Source organism: Trichocoleus sp. ST-U2 (assembly GCF_039961875.1).
Classification (GTDB): Bacteria; Cyanobacteriota; Cyanobacteriia; order Cyanobacteriales; family FACHB-T130; genus FACHB-T130.
Window position 1 is genome coordinate 37,478 of record NZ_JAMPJY010000038.1, and the last position, 22,230, is coordinate 59,707.

General features: G+C 43.2%; 17 protein-coding genes. 14 read left to right on the forward strand and 3 right to left on the reverse strand.

Annotated elements, in window-relative coordinates; all coding sequences use genetic code 11:
* Nucleotides 1-145: 145 nt before the first annotated feature.
* Nucleotides 146-1,885 carry a hypothetical protein gene (locus tag NC996_RS21190; RefSeq protein ID WP_190684233.1) on the reverse strand — a complete coding sequence of 580 codons (1,740 nt, stop codon included), beginning with the start codon at nt 1,883-1,885 and terminating at the stop codon, nt 146-148.
* Between the two features lie 515 nt (nt 1,886-2,400).
* Between NC996_RS21190 and NC996_RS21195 the strand changes: the two genes are divergently transcribed.
* Entirely contained in the window at nt 2,401-3,411 is a 1,011-nt protein-coding gene (locus tag NC996_RS21195; RefSeq protein ID WP_190684236.1) for an NAD-dependent epimerase, read from the forward strand.
* A gap of 88 nt (nt 3,412-3,499) precedes the next feature.
* On the opposite strand, the gene NC996_RS21200 is transcribed toward NC996_RS21195, so the two are convergent.
* Nucleotides 3,500-5,872 carry a polysaccharide biosynthesis tyrosine autokinase gene (locus NC996_RS21200; protein WP_190684239.1) on the reverse strand — a complete coding sequence of 791 codons (2,373 nt, stop codon included), beginning with the start codon at nt 5,870-5,872 and terminating at the stop codon, nt 3,500-3,502.
* Nucleotides 5,873-6,033: 161 nt separating this feature from the next.
* Nucleotides 6,034-7,551 carry an SLBB domain-containing protein gene (locus NC996_RS21205; RefSeq protein ID WP_190684241.1) on the reverse strand — a complete coding sequence of 506 codons (1,518 nt, stop codon included), beginning with the start codon at nt 7,549-7,551 and terminating at the stop codon, nt 6,034-6,036.
* Between the two features lie 155 nt (nt 7,552-7,706).
* On the opposite strand from NC996_RS21205, the gene NC996_RS21210 reads away from it, so the two are divergent.
* The 13 genes from NC996_RS21210 (at nt 7,707) to NC996_RS21270 (ending at nt 22,070) form a co-directional block, all read left to right on the forward strand.
* Nucleotides 7,707-9,452 carry an S-layer homology domain-containing protein gene (locus tag NC996_RS21210; protein WP_190434874.1) on the forward strand — a complete coding sequence of 582 codons (1,746 nt, stop codon included), beginning with the start codon at nt 7,707-7,709 and terminating at the stop codon, nt 9,450-9,452.
* 25 nt (nt 9,453-9,477) lie between these two features.
* Nucleotides 9,478-10,041, forward strand: a complete 564-nt coding sequence (locus NC996_RS21215; protein WP_190684243.1) for a hypothetical protein — start codon at nt 9,478-9,480, stop codon at nt 10,039-10,041.
* Between the two features lie 218 nt (nt 10,042-10,259).
* Nucleotides 10,260-11,789 (forward strand): oligosaccharide flippase family protein, encoded by a 1,530-nt coding sequence (locus NC996_RS21220; protein WP_190684247.1) that lies wholly within the window; start codon nt 10,260-10,262, stop codon nt 11,787-11,789.
* A gap of 474 nt (nt 11,790-12,263) precedes the next feature.
* The gene (locus NC996_RS21225) at nt 12,264-13,277 is read left to right on the forward strand and encodes a class I SAM-dependent methyltransferase (protein WP_190434865.1); all 1,014 of its coding nucleotides are present in this window, start codon (nt 12,264-12,266) and stop codon (nt 13,275-13,277) included.
* Nucleotides 13,278-13,299: 22 nt separating this feature from the next.
* A complete protein-coding gene (locus NC996_RS21230; RefSeq protein ID WP_190684250.1) occupies nt 13,300-14,490 on the forward strand; it encodes a glycosyltransferase family 4 protein in 1,191 nt (396 codons plus the stop codon).
* The gene (locus NC996_RS21235; RefSeq protein ID WP_190434860.1) at nt 14,487-15,881 is read left to right on the forward strand and encodes an O-antigen ligase family protein; all 1,395 of its coding nucleotides are present in this window, start codon (nt 14,487-14,489) and stop codon (nt 15,879-15,881) included. The genes NC996_RS21230 and NC996_RS21235 overlap by 4 nt, the downstream gene beginning before the upstream one ends.
* A gap of 25 nt (nt 15,882-15,906) precedes the next feature.
* Nucleotides 15,907-16,803, forward strand: coding sequence for a glycosyltransferase (locus NC996_RS21240; RefSeq protein ID WP_190684253.1), 897 nt, complete (start codon nt 15,907-15,909; stop codon nt 16,801-16,803).
* A gap of 41 nt (nt 16,804-16,844) precedes the next feature.
* On the forward strand, nt 16,845-17,567 hold the full coding sequence (locus NC996_RS21245; RefSeq protein WP_190684256.1) for a class I SAM-dependent methyltransferase: 723 nt from the start codon (nt 16,845-16,847) through the stop codon (nt 17,565-17,567).
* Between the two features lies 1 nt (nt 17,568).
* Nucleotides 17,569-18,690: a glycosyltransferase gene (locus NC996_RS21250; protein WP_190684259.1), complete on the forward strand. Its 1,122-nt coding sequence runs from the start codon at nt 17,569-17,571 to the stop codon at nt 18,688-18,690.
* 68 nt (nt 18,691-18,758) lie between these two features.
* Nucleotides 18,759-19,928 (forward strand): glycosyltransferase, encoded by a 1,170-nt coding sequence (locus NC996_RS21255; RefSeq protein WP_190684261.1) that lies wholly within the window; start codon nt 18,759-18,761, stop codon nt 19,926-19,928.
* Between the two features lie 42 nt (nt 19,929-19,970).
* The gene (locus NC996_RS21260; protein ID WP_190434843.1) at nt 19,971-20,627 is read left to right on the forward strand and encodes a class I SAM-dependent methyltransferase; all 657 of its coding nucleotides are present in this window, start codon (nt 19,971-19,973) and stop codon (nt 20,625-20,627) included.
* Nucleotides 20,627-21,475 carry a glycosyltransferase family 2 protein gene (locus NC996_RS21265; protein WP_190684264.1) on the forward strand — a complete coding sequence of 283 codons (849 nt, stop codon included), beginning with the start codon at nt 20,627-20,629 and terminating at the stop codon, nt 21,473-21,475. Before NC996_RS21260 ends, NC996_RS21265 begins: the two co-directional genes overlap by 1 nt.
* A gap of 4 nt (nt 21,476-21,479) precedes the next feature.
* Nucleotides 21,480-22,070, forward strand: coding sequence for a YdcF family protein (locus NC996_RS21270; protein WP_190684269.1), 591 nt, complete (start codon nt 21,480-21,482; stop codon nt 22,068-22,070).
* Nucleotides 22,071-22,230 lie beyond the last annotated feature (160 nt).

Genomic DNA, 22,230 nt, shown 5'->3' on the forward strand with positions numbered 1-22,230 from the left:
GGTTCGTAGAAGATTGGCGGCGATCGCGCTCATGCGAAGCGAGGCGTTAGCCTAGCGCTGAAAGAGTCAGTTCGAGTCTATCGCAGTAGCCACTGATAACCCTTTATTTGTGGCGACCTTAAGCTGGAAATGATTTCACTAGTATTTAATCTAGGGTGGCTTTAATCATACATTTGGCTTGCAGTACAACCAGCTCCCCTGTCTCAAAAACCGAACAACGCTGCATCAAACCAGACATGGCTGGAATCATTCCCCGATCTAGCATTCCTAACATCTCTTTCGCTAGCGGCTGCCACTGCCTAAACCAAGGATTGTTGGTAATATATTCAGAAGTAAATGCTGCGCGATCCAGCAAGAAAAAATCCACATCATAGGTTTGAATAAAATTTTGAATTTCTGCCAAATTCTGAGTGTACTGAGTGTGAATTAAATCGGTAGCTCGTTGGCGAATTTGACGCTCGTATATTACATGATAAGGATTTGCATACTCCCACCCGACTAAAATAGCTCTCTGGGAAAAAGTAGGCAGGTTATCCACTTCTTCCGATAAAGAAGCAATCAGAATATTTTTAGGTTGTTCCTGAAAAAATTCATATAGTGCAGGTGCCTTACCAACGACATAGTTACTGTTTGGAAATTTCTCCAATAAGTACGGATAAAAGAGCATTGTAGTTCCTAAGAGAGTAGTGAATCCCAAAGCTATGAACTGCCGTCGAATTAAAAATTTATCTTGCTGCTTTGCCCATTTAAAAACTGCATCAAGCAGTGCGACTAATACGATTGCTGCACTCAAAATCATCACCAACTTGAAGCTATATCGCGTGTAACGAGCCGGAGCAAAAAGCTTGTAGAGCATGGCATGAGCAGCCAAAAATATCCCGAAAGATGCTAGCGCAATCTGAGGCAAAATGGTGATGTTGCTGGCAATTTGCTTAATTAGGGGAAACCTGTCGGGATAGCGCATCAAGATTGGCAAGAATAATCCCAGCAGAGATAGGGGATGTTCAAACACATTAGGCAAAAGACCACTATGTTGCCCAAATAGCCAAAACCACAGGGGATTAGTGTTATCAAAAAAAGGAATTCTTCCCGTTTGAGAAAATGCTGGTAGCGATCTTAGCTCCATCCCAGCGATCGCTGGGCCAACTTCAGAGGATTTCAAAGCATAGGGCAAGATCGCTAGCAGGCAAAATCCCAGCCCAGTAGCGCCGAACAGATAATCAAGCCGATTCTTAGATAGATGGAGTCGCTGTCCGTCCCAGCGCCACAGTCTCAAGATTAAGATTCCGGCTAAAATGAACAACAACGGGGGATAAAACAATCCAGCCAAAGCGATCGCGCCTAGACATAAAAATAAAGAGCGCCGCAGTAGATAGTACAAAAATGCTAGAAAAAATAAATAAATAAAAGATCGGGGAGTGCTAGAAACTAAATCATCTCTCATAGAAAGATTTTGATTGAGTAGCAGCGTACTAATAAATCCTGCTGCTGGTACCGGAAATATTTCCAGGCAGACTGCAAAACAGTAGGTGGTTGTCAGCAGTGTCAAAAAGACTGGTAGTAATTTACTCAAGCCAAGTGGCTCAATCCCCAAAAATGCTATCAATCGATAGAAAGCAGCATATCCCGAGGGGGTTATAGCTTGAAAATAGTCAGCAATAAAATCATTCGGAAACAAGCTTGAGTCTACAAATCGCTGCATCCAAAACACATATACCCGCGCATCATCTTGCACCACATACGAGCTACTGAAAGCCTGCTTGAGTCCCAAAAAACTATAAATGAGGGCGAAAGTTAAGCTTAAAGTGAACCAAAATATCATCTGAGATTTAGAAGTTTTAGCAGTCGAGGTTGTTAAAAATTTGTGCAGGTGAGTGATTACCATAGGTAAGGTGACAGACTTAAGTTGAATGGGCAAAATGAAACGGAATAGACAAACCCCGTAATCCGACGCTAAGCAGAATTAAACTTAAAGCTCTTCATCAGACTAGACACGGCTGGGATAGTTCCTTGTTTCAGGGAAGCAGGAGCGTCTCCTAGGCGGCAGATGCAGGTAAGGGAGTAGCCGCATAAAGCAGCATACGCTACGTGAGGAGCGTATACACGTACCTGCGCTCCTCGCGTAGCGCTTTTCGCTCTCATCAACAAAATGCTCCCAGTTAGCTGCCTGGAGCGTACACAGGACACGCTCCAGGTAGCTTGCATCAGTTTGATGGGGTTGTAAGGGCACATGAACCCTTAGTGTCACCAGGGGTTCATGTGCGGAACTATGGCATTCGACTGAGTAATTGGGCTAGACTTTGGACTTGAACGCCTTTGGATTTGTCGCGCTCATCGCCATTATTTGTCAATGACGCTACATCAATTACCAACCTGCTAACAGCTAGTAGAAACAAAAATATGGGGAAAATTTTAGTTACTGGTGCCGCTGGTTTTGTTGGTTTTTACTTGTGTAAACTGCTGCTAGATAGAGGAGAAGAGGTCATTGGCATCGATAATCTCAATGATTATTATGATGTCAATTTAAAACAAGCTCGTCTGGAGCAACTGAAGGACAAAAATAATTTCCAATTTTACAAACTTGACTTGGCTGACCGTCAAGGAATTGCTGAGTTATTCGCGAATTCCCAGATTGAACAAGTACTACATATGGCTGCCCAAGCCGGTGTACGTTACTCGCTGCAAAATCCCCATGCTTATGTTGATAGCAATTTGGTGGGATTTACGAATATCTTAGAGGGGTGTCGGCATTCGCAAGTTAAACACTTGGTGTTTGCTTCTTCTAGTTCAGTTTATGGGGCAAATAAGAAAATGCCTTTTTCGGTGCATGACAATGTAGATCATCCGGTCAGCTTGTATGCAGCTAGTAAAAAGGCAAATGAACTGATGGCGCATACCTACAGTCATTTGTATGGTTTACCAACGACTGGCTTGCGCTTTTTTACAGTATATGGGCCGTGGGGTCGTCCAGATATGGCAATGTTTTTGTTTACCAAAGCCATTTTAGGAGGGCGTCCGATTGATGTTTTTAATTATGGTAAAATGCGGCGCGATTTTACATACATTGATGACATTGCAGAAGGAGTTTTACGAGTAGCTGATAAAATTCCACAACCAAATCCTGATCTAGCAGGAGCTGACTCCGATCCGGGAGTGAGTGCCGCACCTTATAAAATTTACAATATTGGCAATAATACGCCGGTTGAATTAGGGCGTTTTATCGAGGTTTTGGAAGATTGCCTCGGTACGAAGGCAGTGAAAAATATGCTGCCAATGCAACCGGGAGATGTTCCTGAAACTTATGCCGATATTAGCGATCTACAAAGAGATGTTGGGTTCAAGCCTAGTACACCCATTGAGGTTGGAATTCCGCGTTTTGTTGAGTGGTATCGCTCTTTTTATGGAGCTTAGCGGTTAGTTATCAGTCATTAGTTCTATCCATGATTTAAAAAAATGACTAGAAACTAATGACTAATTCTTAACAATTAATCGCCAAGAGCTAGCGCAATCCAAGTTTCTTTTGCAAGAGTTTCTTGGCATTCTCTACTTCTGATTCTTGATTAGAGGTGTAGTAGCGATCGTAGTAATAGTACGATCCACCGGCGTTTCTTCTCACACCGTTGGCAACCATACCCAAGACGGGGGCACTAGAGATTTTTAATGCATCTATCGCTTGTAGCAGGATGGAGCGATCGGTTTTGCCCAGTCTCGCTACCATGATCACGCCATTGGTATGGACAGCCAGGAGTCTGCCATCTGCCAGACCTAGTATCGGTGGCGTGTCATAAATCACTAGATCAAAAACAGCGTTCAACTGCTCCATCAAATACTGCATTCGCTTGGAGGAAAGCAGTCTGGTTGGGTCTGGTGGGATTTGTCCAGCGGTTAGCACGTAGAGATTGTCCCAGGAGGGCAAGCGCTGGATGGCTTCTCTGGGAGTTAGACCTGTGGCAATGACGTTGCTCAGCCCCTGGTGATTTTCTAAACCGAGGACATTATGAACCTGAGGACGCCGCAAATCTGCATCTACCAACAAAACTCGCTGTCCCATTGCCGCAGCCGCCTGTGCTAGGTGTACGGATACAGTGGATTTACCATCACCTGGGGACGCTGAGCTAACCACTAGCGAGTGGATGGGGGTATCAGAACCGAGAAAACGAATATTGGTATGGAGAGAACGGAAGGATTCTAAGAAGGGAGAAGCATTGTACCAACTAGCTTTGCGAGTGGTGGCACGCTCTTTGGATGGGGTCTCTCCGTTTTGGTTTTTGGCTGAGGCTCCGTTTCCATTTGGCTGGGCGAAGTTGGCGAGTTCTGCGATGGGTTTGAATAGTTTGAGTTCTTTGTGGTGGGGAATCAAGCCAAGAATGGGTAGTCGGGTGCTGTCTTTGAGTTCTTCGGGGGAGTGGAAAACATTGTCGAGTCGCTCTGCTAATAAGGCAGATGCCAGCCCTAACATTACCCCAGCGATCGCGCCTAATATCAGATTCCGCTTGGGCTTGGGAAAGATAGGATCTTCTGGCTTTTGGGGTTTGGCGATTAGCTGCCAGGGGAGAGCTTTCTGTGCTGCTTCAATTTGCAGGGTTTCCCGAACGGCTAGAAAGCGGTTTAAACTCTCGGTTGCGACGTTGAGTTCCCGCTGTAAATCTGTGTACTGACGGGCAATCAGGGGCAGTAGTCTAACTTGTTGATTTAAGCGCTTTTCGGCTTGGGCGATCGCATTGCCACGAACTTCCAAAACCTGAACTTGGTTTGCTGCATCTACAAATTGCTGAATCAGCTCTAGGCGCACCGTGCTAGGGGAAGACAAATATTGCCGTTCGTTGATACCAGACAGGTTATTTCCCAGTACCGCCGCCGCTTCTTGTTGCAACAAGGGCAGCAAATTTTGCTTCTGCTCTTTGAGTGATTGAATAGTAGGGCTTTCTTCCAGAAACCGGGCTGACTCGGTAGCAAGCTTGGTTTCGACTTCCTTGAGTTTGTTGAGTAACTGTTGGTAGCGGGGTGCTTCCGAAAGAGATGCGGCTGCGATCGCTTGATTGGGGGGTAATCCTAACTGCTTTTGTAACGTTGCATACAACGAACGGACTTCATTATGTTTTAGTTGGTTATCGAGTTTTTGTTCCTCAACATTTGAGGCTAGCACGGCAAGTTGTTTGGCTTGTTCTTCCGGATCGAGGATGTTGTAACGCTGCCGGAACGTTTGCAGTTGTCCCTGGAGTTTGTCCACCCGTTGTTGAAGTCCAGGAAGTTGACCGTCTACAAACTTAATTCCCTGGTTGAGGTTAGTTTGCCGCTCCTGAAGAGAGTACCTCAAATAAACTTTAGCCAACTCGAATAATACATACTTGATTTTGTCGGGATCGGTATCGCGGTAACGTACTTCTAAAATTTTTGTTTTATCTATTTGGGTAATTGTTAGGTTGTTTTCAAGAATGAGTGATTCATAGTCGATATCGGGATAGCGCTTTTGGATCTGAGCGATGAATGCCGCCATCCGTTCAGAACTAAGTAAAACTTTAATTTGGGTTTCGTAATCCAGACTAGAGTCGTTGAGAGCTGGCTCGATTGCCTGCAATTGAGTAAGTTTAGTCAGCTTATTTTCAGCCGTGACGGGTTCCACCAGGAGTTGGAACTTTCCTTCATACTTGGGTGTCTGGCTGAATGTCCATAAGCCGATTCCAGTCGTGACAACGATCGCCACCCCCGCAATCACCAAAGCACGGCGACGCACCACATTCAAGAGCTGACGAACATTCAAGTCGTCCTGGCTGTTTTCCAGAAACTGAGTTTCGTCGGTTAGCGGCAATGGCTGAAATTGCTTGCCATTCCCTTTCGGCGATGACGGTTGAGAAAATTGGCCCGCTTCCATCTAAACCCCTGCACCTTGTTGGCTTGGTTGACGCGATCGCCAGGGAGATTCCTGGTTCTAGCCTCATTTTGTACCATGAATGTGCAGGATGCTACATCCAAACGATCGAATTTTTTACTCAGCTCTTGATTGTGGCTCTCCAGACCTAGGCAGCCACGTTTTTACTCGAAGATTCTAAAGAAGTTGAATAAGCTGAAAACCCCTCCCAGCGGACTCAACACCGTCCCCAGCGTGTCTGAGAAATTAGCGAGGTTAGAGCGGTTCACCACCACCACGTCGTTATTGCGTAGAATCGGATTGTTTTGATCGTTGATGCCCTGAGCAAAATTGACCGGGACGTTCCGCTTTGATATGGTGCCATTGGCGTTGAGACGAATTAGCTCTACCGAACTCCTCCGGGCACGATTGTTAAATCCTCCGGCTGCCAGCACCGCTTGATTCAAGGTCGTATTGGGTGGCAGTTCAATCGTCCCTGCTTTGGCAACTTCCCCGACCACATTGACCCGAATGGTATTGGGAGAGAAGCTAGCCGATGCGACTTGGGGTACCTCAGAGGGATCGATATTGCTAGCAGTAGGCACCACCACGGTATCTCCCTCTTGCAAGATGACATCTTGGGTGACATCCCCGGACTGTAAAAGTTGCCAGAGGTTGATATTGAGGACTTTTTCGGGTCCTGAACGGGCGGAACGGCGGACTTGAACCTGGCGAATATCTGCTAAGGAGGTAATTCCCCCTGCGACTTGAATGGCTTGGGTTACGGTGGCAGGAGTGCTGCTAGAAGCCGCAGTCGCATTCGCCTCAGGGGGAGTATTCGCAGTGGCAATGGTCGTTGGTGACACGATATAAGGCCCTGGACGGGATACTTCTCCGACTACGACAATCTTGATCGGCCCGGTGTTCTGGGGCGCAAAGCTGGCATCCGCTAAGGTACGGGATTCATCGGCGTTGATTTGGGGGCTGGTGGGGATAAACAGCGAGTCTCCATCTCGCAAGGTAAGGTCTTGACTCAAATCACCGTTGTTGAGTAATTCCCAGAGATTGACAGCGATGACTCCCGATGAACCGGGCGAAAGGCGGCGCAGTTCTACTTGGCGGATATTGGCGGCTTGAGTAATGCCCCCAGCCAATTGTAGTGCTTGCGTGACGGTGGGAAATTGAGTGCCTTCGGTTAAGTTAACCGTGTAGGAACCCGGACGATTGACTTCCCCAGCCACGGCGATTTTGACCGGACGGGGTGCCAGCAGAGTAATGGTCAGCAAGGGGCGTCGGATGTAGCGACCGTATCTGCTAGAAATTTCATCGGTTGCTCTTTCGAGGCTCAATCCCTGAACGGCTACGCTGCCAATGATTGGCAGGTTGAGCGTACCATCGATTAGCACCTGGTACTCTCCGCTGTATTCAGGAACCTCAAAAATATCCAGCCGGACGCGATCGCCTGCGCCTAAAGTATATGGGGCCTCCGATCCACGTCTGGTAGATGTTCCCGCTGGGGCAGCAGAAGGGCGCAATCCGGGGAGTTGCGCGATCGCTGGTGATGAAACCGTCATTGCCGCCACAAATAGGAGCGCCAAGCCCACAACGGTTCGGGTAGCCAGTTTCGGAAAACTAGCACCGCTATTACAAAAATCAGAACTTGTTTCACGATGCCTTTTGGCGCTCAAGTTAGCACTCTTCATTCCAAATCTGTTAAACCTCGTTACACAAAGTCACGCCATTGACGGATACAATCCGTAAAAAGTTGCAGTATAAAGTTTAATCACCAACGTAATTTTCCCAAACTCGTGTACCTTTGAGGTGGCAAGGAATTTTTGGGTATGAGGAGGATAAGGTTATGACGCCAGCAACAGGTAGGAGCCGTGTCAGTGCAAGTAAAAAGAAATTGTGGTACCGGGTACACATCCTACTAAGTTCCATGTTTTTGGGCAGTACGATCCTCTATGCATCTGCCAGTCTGGCTACCACCAAGGCAAGTTCTACCAACGGGAATGCTTCAGCACCAGCCAAGGGTAGCGGTTCAATGGGTGATGCACTCTTAAAAACGATGCTGGGAGCTGACGCGCTGCGTTCTAACCCGCCTGCTCCTTCAACCACCACCCGTTCTAGCTCTTCGCTGCCAGCGATTAGCAATCCAGCCGCCCCAGGAAGAAGTTTACAGCAACCCGGAGCCGTCTCGACGCCCACTCAATTGGCTCAAGCCAGCTCCTTCCCGGATGTACAAGGTAGCTGGGCGCAGACCTTTATTGAAGCACTCGCACAGCGAGAAGTGATCGTAGGCTTTCCAGATGGCTCTTTCCGTCCTGACGAGCCGGTGACACGCGCTCAGTTTGCCGCCATGATCCGGAAGGCTTTTCAAAGACCTGCAATTCGCCAAGCGGTGGATTTTGTGGATGTACCTGCCAATTACTGGGGTTACACGGCGATTCAGGAAGCTTATCGGACGGGATTTCTAGAAGGATACCCCAACCAGGTTTTCCAGCCGAATCAAAACATCCCCCGCGTCCAAGTCTTGGTGTCTTTGGTCAGCGGACTTAACCTGAATCCAACCGCAGATACCGCCTCGATTTTAAATGGTTTATTTCAGGATGCTGGCAGCATTCCTGCCTATGCCCGCACTAGTGTTGCTGCTGCTGCACAAAATCAACTGGTTGTCAACTATCCAGATGTGGCGCTGTTAAATCCCAATCAGTTAGCCACCCGTGCTGACGTGGCAGCGTTTATTTACCAGGCTTTAGTGAATGCTGGGCAAGCGCCGCAGATTCCTCCAACGGATGTTGCCGCTCGTTACGTGGTTGGCTACGAACCAGTGGCAACAACACCGCCTCCCCTGACAGCAGAACAAGTTGCAGCCTTGCGCCAACAGTATCGGCTTCCTGCACCACCGATAGTAGAACAGCTGCGGCGGTTGATTGGGGGAAATTCTAGTATTACGACACCCACGGCTTTCGGCGCTGACCGAGGGCAGGCATTTATCGGAGCTGGCTTCCAAGAAAGAACCCGCAACAGCAACAAGGCAGATGGGGTAATCGCTGCGGGTATTGGTCTGGGCGATGCTCGCAAAGCCGTGGGTGTAGAAGGCGTTATCTCAATTTATGACCTATTCGGCGATGATAGCTTTGAAGATGGTGGCATCAGCTTCAAGATTCACCGTCAGTTTGCTAATGACCTAGCCGTGGCGGTTGGAGTGGAAAATATAGATACCTTTGGAAATCCCGATCCGGGGTACAGCACCGTTTACGGTGTCGTCAGTAAAGTTTTTCCGCTAGGATCTCGGACAACCGCAGGCTTCTCCCCCTCAGTTACTGCCTCTGTGGGTTTGGGTGGGGGTCGCTTTCGCTCAGTACCTGATATTGAGGCTGGCAGAGATTCTGTCAATCCGTTTGGTAGTATCGGCGTGCGCGTAGCTCAACCAATATCGGTCATTGCCGAATGGAGTGGTCAAGATTTGAATGTGGGTGCTTCGATCGCTCCATTCGAGAATATACCGCTGATCATCACTCCAGCGCTTGCTGATGTAACCGGAAATGCTGGTGATGGGGCACGTTTTATCCTAGGCGTCGGTTACGGCATTACTTTCTAAGTTCTTTGCTCACAAAACAAAAGCCATGAACATCAAACGTCTTTCTTTAAATCTCAGTCTAGGTTTAGTTTTAGGTTCTTCTCTACTGTTTTCGGAAACAGCATTTGCCCAAACTCCCGGCTTCAGTTCAGATGTCACCGGCCCGATTATGACGACTAGCGACGTTGTCAATGGAGCCTTCATACCCGACAGAGGCGGGCGGGGAAGACTCGCATTCAGAACGGAGGCGATCGCATCTGCTGTCAATCAGGCAGCAGCCACAGTCAACTCCCAGACCGCCAATAACAGCTTGGGGAACGTTTTGACAGGGACTGGAAATGTTGCTGCTAGCGCCAGCCAGCTGGAAAGCGGTCTGGTGAATGCTACTGAAGGCATTAATCCGACCCTGGCTCGTGACGTGGTTGCCAACTTGCAAGGGTTAACTGCAAATGGTAGGGTCGATGCGGTTCGGCTGGCGGCGGCAGTTGAAGCCTACAATGCTCTCATAAACTCCAGTAGCGGCGTATTTTTGAGCGAGCCTCCCGATGAGCTGCTAGCGATTCAATCCGTCCTAGCCGCCTTGCTGAATGCGGCTTTTGGAGCAGGTTAATGCTGTCGTTATTGCAGCGTCTATGTACTGAAGTTCGATGGAAGTAGCATTTGGTTGAGATGTCAGGGGTAACATTTAGGTTAACTCAACTCGTATGTTGCCCTGTCTTAATCTTTGGTATTAGCTTTAAGCCAGAAATGCAACAAATATCATAATCATTACAAACTACTTTCTATCCTTAATTGACAAATAGATAGGATAGATTTAAGTAGACATTTATGTTTTTCGTTAAATACATTTCCAGAACGGTACGTTTTCTTAAGCTCCCTGATGGCGACAAAAACCTCAGTAAGCGAGTCTTACATGGAATTTCATGGGCAGTTGTAAGCACCGTCATTAGTAGATCTTTAACTTTCGGAATAGCTCTTATTCAGTCTAATCTTTTAGGTAAGCAGGGATATGGAGAGCTGGGAATGGTCTTAAGCACTTTACTGTTATTTGGAGTGCTGTCTTCAGGATACGGAGCGACTTGCTCCAAGTTTATTTCTGAGCTAAGACTTACCTACCCAGTCCGGGCTGCACGAATATTTGCTCTGTCAACAACATGGGTTGTAATTCTAACCATAATAACTTCTAGTGCTTTAATAATTTTTTCGGATTTTATAGCCAATAATATTTTAAATGAACCCCGTTTAGCACCCCTGCTTAAACTCGCTGCGATCGCACTGGGTATACAATCATTAATTGGTGTTTGTAATGGTGTTCTTTATGGTTTACAGGCATTTAAAATACTTAATCTTGCCACACTTTCTCAGGTGATTGTATGGTTTCCTGCAACAGCTATGCTTACATATCAATGGGGTTTGTTAGGGGCTATGTTTGCTTACGTAATCTCCTATATTTTAAGCTTCCTAATATATATTTTGGCTGTAGTGAAAGAGTGCAAGAGGCATAACTTTTTGCCTGTTTTTGATAATATGTGGCTAGAATCTTCAGTTTTAGTTAATTACACTTTGCCAATTGTCATCAATAATTTCCTAGTCATTCCCACTAATTGGATAGGTAATGCCATTTTGAGCCAGCAAAGGAATGGCTACTCATCTCTAGGCGGCTACAATGCAGCTAGCCAGTGGCGAATTTTAGTTTTACAGGGACCATTTTTGCTCCAGTCAACTCTCAGCCCAGTCCTGAGCGAAATGTTGGGAAAAGGTGATATATCCGGGTTTTCCAAATTATTTTATATTGCTTATAGAACTGTTTTTGGAATAGTCATACTGACAGGGGTATCAGCTATACTTTTTAGTAAATCACTTTTAACTATCTTTGGTAAAGATTTTACATCTGAATACCTTTTGATGGGATTGATTATGCTTACGGCAACAATTATATCTTTATCGGGTATTGTAGGAATGGCTCTTCAGTTAATTAATCGTAATTGGATAGCTTTACTTGTTAATATAGTCATGGGAGTTGTATCAATCGGACTAATCGTTGTGCTGGTTCCTCAATATAGTTCAGTAGGATTAGCATTTGCCTTTACTATGGCTTATTTACTACAAAGTTTTTTGAGTATTTATTTATTAAATAAATTTATTCCAGAAATAAATTTATTTTTTATGAGTAACCTCCTGCTAAAAGCAGTATTAATCTGTGTAATAGCTGTTTTAGTGACGCAACTATCTGGTTGGATTGGTGCAGCTTGTCAGGGAATTACAATAATACTTGCAATTATGTTCAGTCAGCAGATATTTCATGAAAGTGTTTCAAAAATGAAAAAGTATAATAATAAAATAAATAATAGTGGTTAAAAAATTTGTAATATTTTGAATGAAAAAATATTTTATTATTGTAATATCATAAAGAAATCAATCATCAAGACATTGCCCTATATTAATTATGCATTTTTCGGAGTAGATGAGTTTCGTTTGCCATTTTGAAGGGTATTTTGTAAAGCAAAGCCAAAATTTTAGATATTACTGCTGTTTCAAAAGCCTATACGCAGAGTCTCTTAGATCCTGAATTTAAGGTTTTTGCCAATGGTATGGAATTAAAAATTATTTATTATAAAAGGGCTGAAACAATACTCAATACTGTTAAGTACCGTAAGAATAACCTTAAAAGACTTTATTACTAAACTTGATTATACACCTCTACGTTCAGCTTTGAATGAAATATGTTTATCAGCAATCATCAAGCAGAATGTTAAAATACACTATCGCAACCTTTGTTGGGCTGTTATTCTTTCAATACCAAGCAAGACTAAATTCACTCTGTTGTAACCTATGAAATTTGCAAATGGAGCTATAGGAATCGCTAATTTGAATGCTACCATGCTCAGATGTGGAGTTACATTAAATCCAGAAGAATTTATTAGGATTATCAGCAATACGTATCACGCAATTGAAGCCGAAAGCTATGACGATACACATATTGAGATTACGCAGTTTGCTAAGCCTTTCTTTAAAGAAGTTTTGCTCCAAACGCTAGATATTATCCCACATTCCTTTAGTGTTCTTGATCTTGGATGTGGCACTGGTTATGCTTTACAGACACTCCTTGAGATTTGTCCCAAAAGCCGTTTGCACCAAGTAATGTGTAGCGATCTCAGTTCAGACATGGTGGTGAAAGCGCAGCAGAACTTAACAGCTAAAAATATAACTACTGAAACTTTTGTAGGTACTGTTGCAGATTTAGTAATGTGGACTCAACCTTTTGATATGGTCTTGACTAATTCTGTCCTCCATCATATTGCAGATATAGAAAGTTTCTTAGCAAACATTGCTTCTTTAGTAAAACCAGGAGGAGTCTATGTCATGGGTCATGAGCCATCATCAAGGTTCATGGCTAATCCAGAGTGCCGTGCAGCTTATGAACGCTGGCAGACATTACGAACTTGGAGGCGGCGATTGTGGTTTATAGATCCCTTATTTTATAAACGAGTCCTTAGCAAATGGTCAGGACATAGTCAACCAGACATCCTTCAGAAAACATCTGATAAACTGCTACGTACAGGAGTAATTACTAAGCCGTTAACCCCTCGCGAGGTTCGGATGATGGTTGATATTCATGCTCCTTGTGATCTTCCTGGAGATTTCTGTTTAGGATTACCAGGGTTTGATCCCTTGAAGCTTGGGTCTGAGTATCTGCCTGGCTTTCATACCATATGTTGGCGTTCTTACAATGCCTGGATAGCACCCGCTAAATGGGCAAAGACAGCCAATGCTTTGAACAAAAAATTTTCCTTAGATGGCGGCAGCTTTACAGCTGCTTGGCAACGTGATAGAAAACCTAATTAGTAATCTTTTAACTTGAATCAAAATGCACATAGGTTTTGTCACTACAACATTTCCACCAGATAATGGCTGGGATGGTATAGGCTCCTATGTATTTCATATGTCTCGGGGATTGGTATCTCTAGGACATCAAGTGACAGTTATTTGTGGCTTTGGTAAAGAACCACGAGAATCTTCTGAAAATGGCCTGCGAATCATACGAGGATTAAACACGCAAAGAGCGAATGTTCAAAATTTACAAGCCCAAGCATTTAAGCTTTTAGTTCAGGTAATTCAAGAACATAATTTAGACGTAGTTGAATTTCCAGAGTACAGCGCACTTGGGTTAGAATTTCAAAGGCAATACCCGAATTTTCCAACAGTGGTGAAGCTCCACGGTGATAGTCAACTTTGCCGCCTGGGTGCAGCTCCCTTACTGAAGCGATGGACAATACAGTTAGATTACCAAATTCGCCCCAACTTACTGGCTCAAATGGAAAGAGAAACTATTGCACGTGCTGATGCAGTTGTATCCCCTTCAACTTGGCTTATGCAGCAGTGCTTAAAGCGTCGGTGGTACCTTCCTAAGTCTCGTTACATTATTGCAAATCCATTCGGCGGTTGGGTTTATGAACCAGACTTTTTGTCTGAAAAAGACTATACAATTCCTAGAGTCGTATCATTAGGTCGATTAGATTTCCTCAAGGGTGCCGCTCAAATGCCTTCTATCTTTCGTAGTGTCTGGCAAGAGCTTCCTGAGACTTGTTTTGAAGTTCTGGGGCAATCAATCCCTCGTAAGGATGGAAGCAATTGGGGCGATTGGCTTATAAGTAGAATTTCTAAAGAACACCATTCCCAAGTAGCAATTCGAGGGGGAATTCCTTACCTTGACTTACCCAGTTACTTGAATAAACATTCTGTAGGTTTCTTCGCCTCAACTTGGGAAAGTTTTGGGTACACCCATGTGGAATGTATGTATGCTGGTATTGCCTGTGTCATTGGTTCTAATGGTGGAGCGCAGGAATTAGGGATTAATGGTGTGAGTTGTTTGAACACTTCGCGTACAGGAGAGAATATTGCGAAAGGCTTAGTGAAATTGTTAAAAAATTCAGCTCTAAGAAGAACTATTAGTGAAACAGCTCGTCAACACGTTCTTAATAAATATTCCCCAACTGGCATTGCGAATCAGATGACGGAAGTTTATCAGCGGACGATTCAGAGGGGACAATCACAATGAATACCTGGCAGGCTGCATGGGTGCTTTCTTCGCTTATGGCAGGGGGAATATTTTTCTTTTCCAAGAAAAGCAGGCTTACATTTATAGAGAGCCTTCTACTGGCAATAGCTTGGTTTCCGGCTCCCCTATTTTATGCCGTTAAAGGTTCAAATAGCGTTGTATATCTGTTCGATTTTGCAGTCCCTTTCGCTTTGTATTTTGCTATAGAAAGATGGAAGTTTGTACCTCAAAATATTCGAGTGGTCAGTGGACTTTTGTTCTTTTCGGCAGGATTTATGCCTGTGTTTACAGCCATAGGCTACGCAACGCAGCAAGTTACATTTTTGCTAGCTCTTATCAATATGTACCGGCTTATAGGAGCCATGTCCTTATTAGTCTATTTCAGTGCTATCCGACCAAATCGACCAATCAAACAAACATGGATAATGACTGGATTTGTATGGGGATGTTTAGTTATTATCCTGGCAATGTTTCTTCAAGGGCAAGAATATGTCAACAGTAATGTTTTAGAAGCTATTAGAGCCGTTACCGATCCAAATTACATTCGCTATGAAAATGATCTTAATCAGAAGTTTATTGTTCTTGGAATGTTTAGAGGCTCCTTAGGTATTTTAGGAGGTCTGGCTGTAGCTTTGTCCATAACCAAAAATCCAAAAGCAGAATTCCCCCCTTTTTTACGTTTAATCAGTGGTATTTCTGGCATTTTAATAATTTTTTTAACAGGTTCAAAAACAGCTTTGGTATCTGTTGTATTTATAGTATTATTAGTTATCTTAAGTAGGGGGTCTTTTTCATCTCGCATTACAGCTTTAGTGGTTTCATTAATTACGGCAGGAGCCGTTTTTTTTGTATTTACCTCTTCTGATGCATTTAAATATATTCCAGTAGGTATGCGTGACATAATTACCTCTAAAGGTTCATCAGCAGAAACTCTTGATTCTCGTATTATTAGATATATAGAATCTTTTAAAACTTTAAATGAACATCCTGAAATATTAACAGGTTTTATTTCCGAACTCCCTTTTTATTCAGGAACTAGAGAATTAAACTTAAGTTACTTTCATAATGAATATCTATCAATACTTATGCTAGGAGGAATTTGGAGCATTACTACATATGTAGTAGGTTTATGGAAAATGGGTCAGTTATTCTTCTTCCAAAAAAACCAGTATTTAGGGTTTCAAAATTTTGCTGGTCTATTATTTATTGAATCTATTGTACAGGGCTTATCTGTTGCCCATTTACAGCCAGCTCTTCTGTTTGTCACCCCTGTAGCTATTAGTTGCTGTATATATGGTTTTGGTAGTATCCCCGAGTATAAGCAGGTAAAAATTGCCGATGATCGAGCTTTAGTAAATACCAGAGAAAAAAGCAAGTTTAAATTTAATTAATTTATAAGGTGGAATAAACGAAGAAATGAATCTAGCTGATTCAGTAACCATTGGAATAACTACAAAAAATCGAAGTTGCGAACTTGATGAAACTCTTAATAGGTTAGTGGCGTTTAAGTTAAATGATTTACCCATAATTATTTTTGATGATGCTTCTGATGAGCCTGTTGATACATTAGCAAAAACTTTAAGTCAATTTAAAAAGTTGACACTTATTAGGAATAAGCAAAGTAAGGGATTGGTTGTTAACCGAAATCGGATAATTGAAATGGCTAAAACTGCATACTTAATCAGCCTTGATGACGACTCTTGTTTTGCAGATGAGCCACCTTTAGAAAATTCTATTAAGTATCTAGAACGGTATCCACTTGTAGTAGCGTTAGAGTTTGCAAATATTGAAATTAATCAACTAAAGGCTCAAAATATAAAACCAGAAATTCATATAGTAAAAACCTATACAGGATGCGGACATATCCTACGCTGCTCTACCTTCCTTGAGCTAGGTGGTTATCGCGAGTATTTCTTCCAAATGGCCGAAGAAAGTGATTTTTGCCAACGAGCTTGGCGAAAAGGGTATGAAATCCATACATTTCCTAGTATAGTTGTGCATCATCGCCGCACTTCTACATCTCGATTGCCTGATAAAATAGCTTTTTACCAAGTTAGAAATATTGTTTTATACAATCTTTTAAACAAGCCGTTTCTAGTTGGGGTTATGAATGCAATTGCCATCTATCCACTTTTAGTAACGAAAAATTTACGGTATCCAAAGTTGATTTTGCACACTACTCTAGGTTGGATAAATGGAATAATTTCTGTAGCAATCTATTGGAAAGACCGCACACCGATGTCTTGGACTCAATATTCTACTTATAAGAGTTTGCCTGTTCCAGTTGAACCTCAAAATAGTTTAAAAAGCTAAATATATATAGATATAATCGAAGTTGTTGATAGGGAAAATCAATGAACATAAATACAGTTGTCAATGCAAATAATAATGTTTATGCTGATGAAAAACTATCTTTCTCGGATATGCCAAAACGTTTTCCTCGACATAGAAATGAGGCACTGGTAAGTTTAGCCGGTTCCGGTCATCGAGTTTTAGAAATAGGATGTGGTGGAGGAAATGTTCTTTATAATCTTAAAAATCGTTTTGATGAACTTTATGGATTAGAAATTTCGCCAATTCGGGCTGAAAAAGTCAAAAAAGAATTGATGAGAAATGGCTTAAAAGACAATATACTTGTTGGCAACATTGAGGATAAATTAGAATTCTCAGAAGGTTTCTTCGATGTTATAGTATGGGCAGATGTCATAGAGCATGTTGTAGATTTATGGTCAGCAATGGCTGAAATAAAAAGATTACTGGCTACTAATGGAAGGCTAGTAACCTGTACTCCCAATATTGCGGAACTACGTCGCCGATTACTCTTGTTAATAGGTCGATTTCCATCCACTGGAGGCACTGATGAAGGTTTGAATGTAAAGCCTAAAGACCTTTTTGATGGAGGTCATTTGCACTATTTCACGTTTTCGTCTTTGGCTAAGTTGTATCGACGATACGATATAGAGCCAACTGAATCTTTGGGTTTTGGAAGACTAGGGCGTTTTCATAATATATACCCACCTTTATTTTCTAGTGCTATCTGCCTGGTTGGGAGAAAACATAGCGAAGAAGGAAAATAAAATGCCTACTTTAGCTATACTTTTCACTAACTATGGCCCCTACCATGTAGCTCGCCTGGAAGGCTGTCAACAAGTCTATAGGCAATCAAACTGGAATGTAGTTGGCTTAGAATTAGCGTGTTCCCAGGCTGCTTATGCTTGGAGACCTGAAAATAAAACTAATGTTGTCTCTATATTTCCAGACCAACAACTTGAGCAAATTAAGTTTGTTCGGCTTATACAACGGTTTTTTACTGTTCTATCAGAGGTTTCTCCTGATGCTTTAGCAATCGCAGGGTACGCCAGACCTACTATGCTTTTAGCTTTACTGTGGTGCCTCTGGCATGGAAAAATCGCTATCTTGCTATCTGACTCTAAGGAAGATGATGCACCTCGTAGTTGGTGGCGGGAAACACTTAAAAGCTGGATACTTAAAGGGTATAAAGCGGCATTAGTAGCTGGACAAACACACAAGAGTTACTTAGTTAAATTAGGCATGGCTCCCAATACTATTTTCTTGGGGTATGACGTAGTAGCTAATGAAATATTTTCTCCTCAAAAGATTAAATGTCTTCCGAGACCTGTTGAAAAACCTTATTTTCTGGCCGTCAATCGTTTTATACCTGAGAAAAATATTTTTGGATTGATCTCATCTTATGCAGCCTATTACCAGAAAGCCGATTCTCGTGCCTGGGATTTAGTCCTGTGTGGGGACGGTCAACTTCGCTGCCAAATTGAACAGTATATTGCTGAATTAGCTTTACAAAACGTTGTCCATTTACCAGGCTTTCTTCAGCAGAATGAATTGCTTCCTTACTTAGCCCATGCCAGCTGCTTTGTTCATGCCAGTATTAAGGATACTTGGGGACTTGTCGTAAACGAAGCAATGGCAGCAGGGTTGCCGGTCTTAGTTTCCAAGCGCTGCGGTTGTTTTGAGGATTTAGTTATTGAGGGTAAGAACGGTTTTGGGTTTGCCCCTGAAAAGCCGGAGCAACTGGCTGAGCTAATGAGAAAAATAAGTTCAAAAACAGTAGATTTAAAAGTAATGGGAGCAGCATCGTTTGAACATATTCAAAACTTTTCTCCAATCTATTTTGCAGAAAGTTTGATGCAAGCTGTTGAATCTGCGCTAGTGCATAATTAGCTTCCACGTACTAAATTGTATGTAGTATAATATTCCACTTTAAAAGCTTTTGCCTGGAGTTGAGAAAAGTGAAAGTTCTCCATATCATTCCCTCAATCGCTCCAGTGCGAGGTGGAGCTAGTCTGGTAGTTTTGGAACTGGTTAAGGCATTGCGAGAGCATGGAGTAGAGACTGAGATTGTTACGACAAATGACAACGGCTGTGCGTTATTAGATGTCCCATTAGGGGAGTCCGTTGAGTACGAACAAGTTCCGGTTTGGTTTTTCCCTAGGTTTTCTCCACCTATTAATGCTGTAAGGGAATTTGCGTTTTCCAGTCAACTAACTGCTTGGCTTTGGCGGCATATTGCTTCATACGATATTTTGCACATCCGTGGCACTTTTTCATATCCATCTACGGTGGCAATGGTGATAGCTCGCATTAAAGGCATTCCCTACATTTTTCAACCTCAGGGTCAACTTTGTGAATGGCCTTTGCAACAGGGTGCCTTCAAAAAACAAATTTTCCTTACCTTGATACAGTGGGCTAACCTTAATGACAGCAAAACCCTTCATTTTACTTCCCAGCAGGAGGAGCAAGAAACCTCTAAACTGAGTCTGAAGGCACCCAGTTTTGTTCTGCACAATGGCTTGTTCACAGCAGATCCCATTCCAGAAGCTCACTATCGACTGCGGCAATTGCTTCAGGTTCCGGAGGATGAACCAGTCATCTTGTTCTTGTCTCGTCTCCACGCCAAGAAGGGTTTAGACTATCTTATTCCCGCCTTGGGGCAACTGGCAGATCAACGCTTTACCTTCGTATTGGCAGGAAGCGGTTCTCCTGAGTACGAGCATACTATTGATGATCTCTTAGCCACGGCTGGCATTTGCGATCGCACTTATCGCGCTGGCTTCGTCTCTGGTGAAATAAAAGACTTGTTGCTGCAAGGCGCGGATTTATTTGCGCTGACTTCCTACTCGGAAAATTTTGGCATTGCGGTTTTAGAAGCAATGGCAGCCGGGAAGCCAGTTCTCGCCACCTCTGGCGTTGCTCTCGCTTCTGTAGTAGAACAGTATCAACTTGGTTATGTAGCAGAACTGGATGTGGAAGCGATCGCGTCTGCTATTGAACACTGCCTGCACCATCCACAAGAAGCTCAACAAATGGGTCAATGTGCCCGAAAACTGGTTCTTGAGCAGTACACGTGGAGTCCTGTAGCGACCAAGATGATTGAAATTTACACCTCTATTCTTAAGTAAGCAGCCAATCTCTTTCCTTCAATGAGTAGTTCTAATAAATTTATGGCAACAATTTTACAACGCTATCAATATCCTTATCAAGATAGTAATTTAACTAATGCCCATGGCTTTTTGATGCCTCCACTGCTATCAATAATTCAAAATAATAAGAATACTGATGATAAAAAAAAGCTTCGGATTCTGGATTTAGGTGCAGGAAATGGAAGTCTCAGTCATGCGATCGCCCAGAAAGGGTATGAAGTTGTGGGGGTCGAGGAATCCGAGCAGGGCTTTTCCATAGCTCAACATAACTTTTCAGATTGTCATTTTATCCAAGCTAGTATTTACGATTTACCTTATGCTGAATTAGAAAATTCTTTTGATATAGTTATATCGGTGGAAGTAATTGAGCATCTTCTATACCCTAGAGAGTTAGTAAAAGCAGCTAACAAATGTCTTAAACCTAATGGAACTTTAATTTTGACTACACCTTATCACGGCTATATAAAAAATATTGTGCTTTCTCTTTCAGGCAGAATGGATAAGCACTTTCATGTTCTTTGGGATGGGGGTCATATTAAATTTTTTTCCGTAAAAACTTTGACTGAATTATTGAAGTCAGAAGGATATACAGATATTCATTTCAAGTTTGCTGGTAGATTTCCCTACGTTTGGAAATCAATGTTGTGTTCCTGTTCTCCGATGCGGCAAGAAACTTGATGCTGCTTTCTGTAATTATCTTAACAAAGGATGAAGAGGCAAACCTCCCTGAGTGTTTAGCTAGTCTGCAAAATCTAGGTGCAGAAGTTTTTGTAGTTGATGCTGGAAGTAGCGATCGCACAGTGGAAATCGCTAGAGAATCAGGTTGTCAAGTCTTCGAGCATCCTTTTGAGAATCATGCAGCTCAAATCAACTGGGCTATAGAGAATTTACCTATCAAAACTCCCTGGATTATGCGCCTCGATGCTGATGAGCGATTAACGCCAGAGTTAGTTGAAGAATTAAAACAAATCTTACCTTATACAGAGGAGAAAATAACTGGCTATCAAGTGAAACGCCGCGTGTTTTTCATGGGGCGTTGGATACGTCATGGCGGTTATTATCCGACTTGGTTACTGCGAATTTGGCGCACAGATTTTGGCGTTTGCGAACAGCGATGGATGGATGAACATATTGTTCTTAAACAGGGGAAAATTGCTAAATTTAAGCACGATATCATTGACGAAAACAAAAAAGGCTTGAGCTTCTGGATAGACAAGCACAACCGCTATGCAGATCGGGAAGTGAAAGATATGGTGAGCTTAGTAGCAGAAAAAGAAGACGATTTGTTAAAAAGCAGTCAATATTCTCAAGCTATTGGGCGACGCTGGATCAAAAAAAACCTCTACACGCGATCGCCTCTTTTCCTCCGCGCCTTTGTCTACTTCTTCATGCGATACATTATCGGCTTAGGTTTTCTAGATGGCGTAGAAGGTTTAATCTTCCATTTTTTACAAGGCTTTTGGTATCGCTTCTTAGTCGATGCCAAAATTTATGAAGAACAAAAGAAGCGATCGGCTCTTAGCTGAAAGTATGCCGCTATTTCAGCACAAACGTAAAAAGTACCGTTTTTTGTGTTTAGCAATCTCAGCGCTGATCGTCCTGCCGATTGGGATTATTCCCGTGCGAATAGCGATCGCTTTCTCTCAAACACCGATACCTCAGGCTATCTTCACCCTCGGCGGTGGTCCAGCCAGAGAAAAGTTCACTGCCCAATTTGCCCAAACTCATTCTTCCCTGGAAATCTGGGTTTCTTCCGGTACGCGCCCTGACAAAGCTCGTGAGTTTTTTCGAGACGCTGGCATTCCAGATGAACGAGTACATCTCGACCGGCGTGCGGTTGATACGGTAACTAACTTTACCTCTCTGGTGGCTGACTTTAAAAGTTTAAATATTCAGCATCTCTATTTGATTACTTCTGACTTTCATATGCGTCGCGCTATTGCGATCGCAACCGTCGTTCTGGGCAGCCGAGGTATTGCTTTCACCCCTGTGCGGATTCCCTCCAATCAACCGCTCGAATCCTGGCTCTACGTCCTCCGGGACTTCGGACGGGCGCTCTTTTGGATGGTAACTGGTCACACGGGTGCTAGTTTGAATCATCCAAAATTAAACATCAAATAATTTTAATTTTTACTGTTGGTAGTTCTAAATAAAATAAGTCTCTATGGCTCAGGGGGTAACAAGAAGGCTAGAACAAAGACTGGAGGCGAGAAGCAGCATGCAAGCCTTGCTGAAGATAGAGTTGCTTATTGCCACTAAGCTGCATCCAAGACTCTACCCA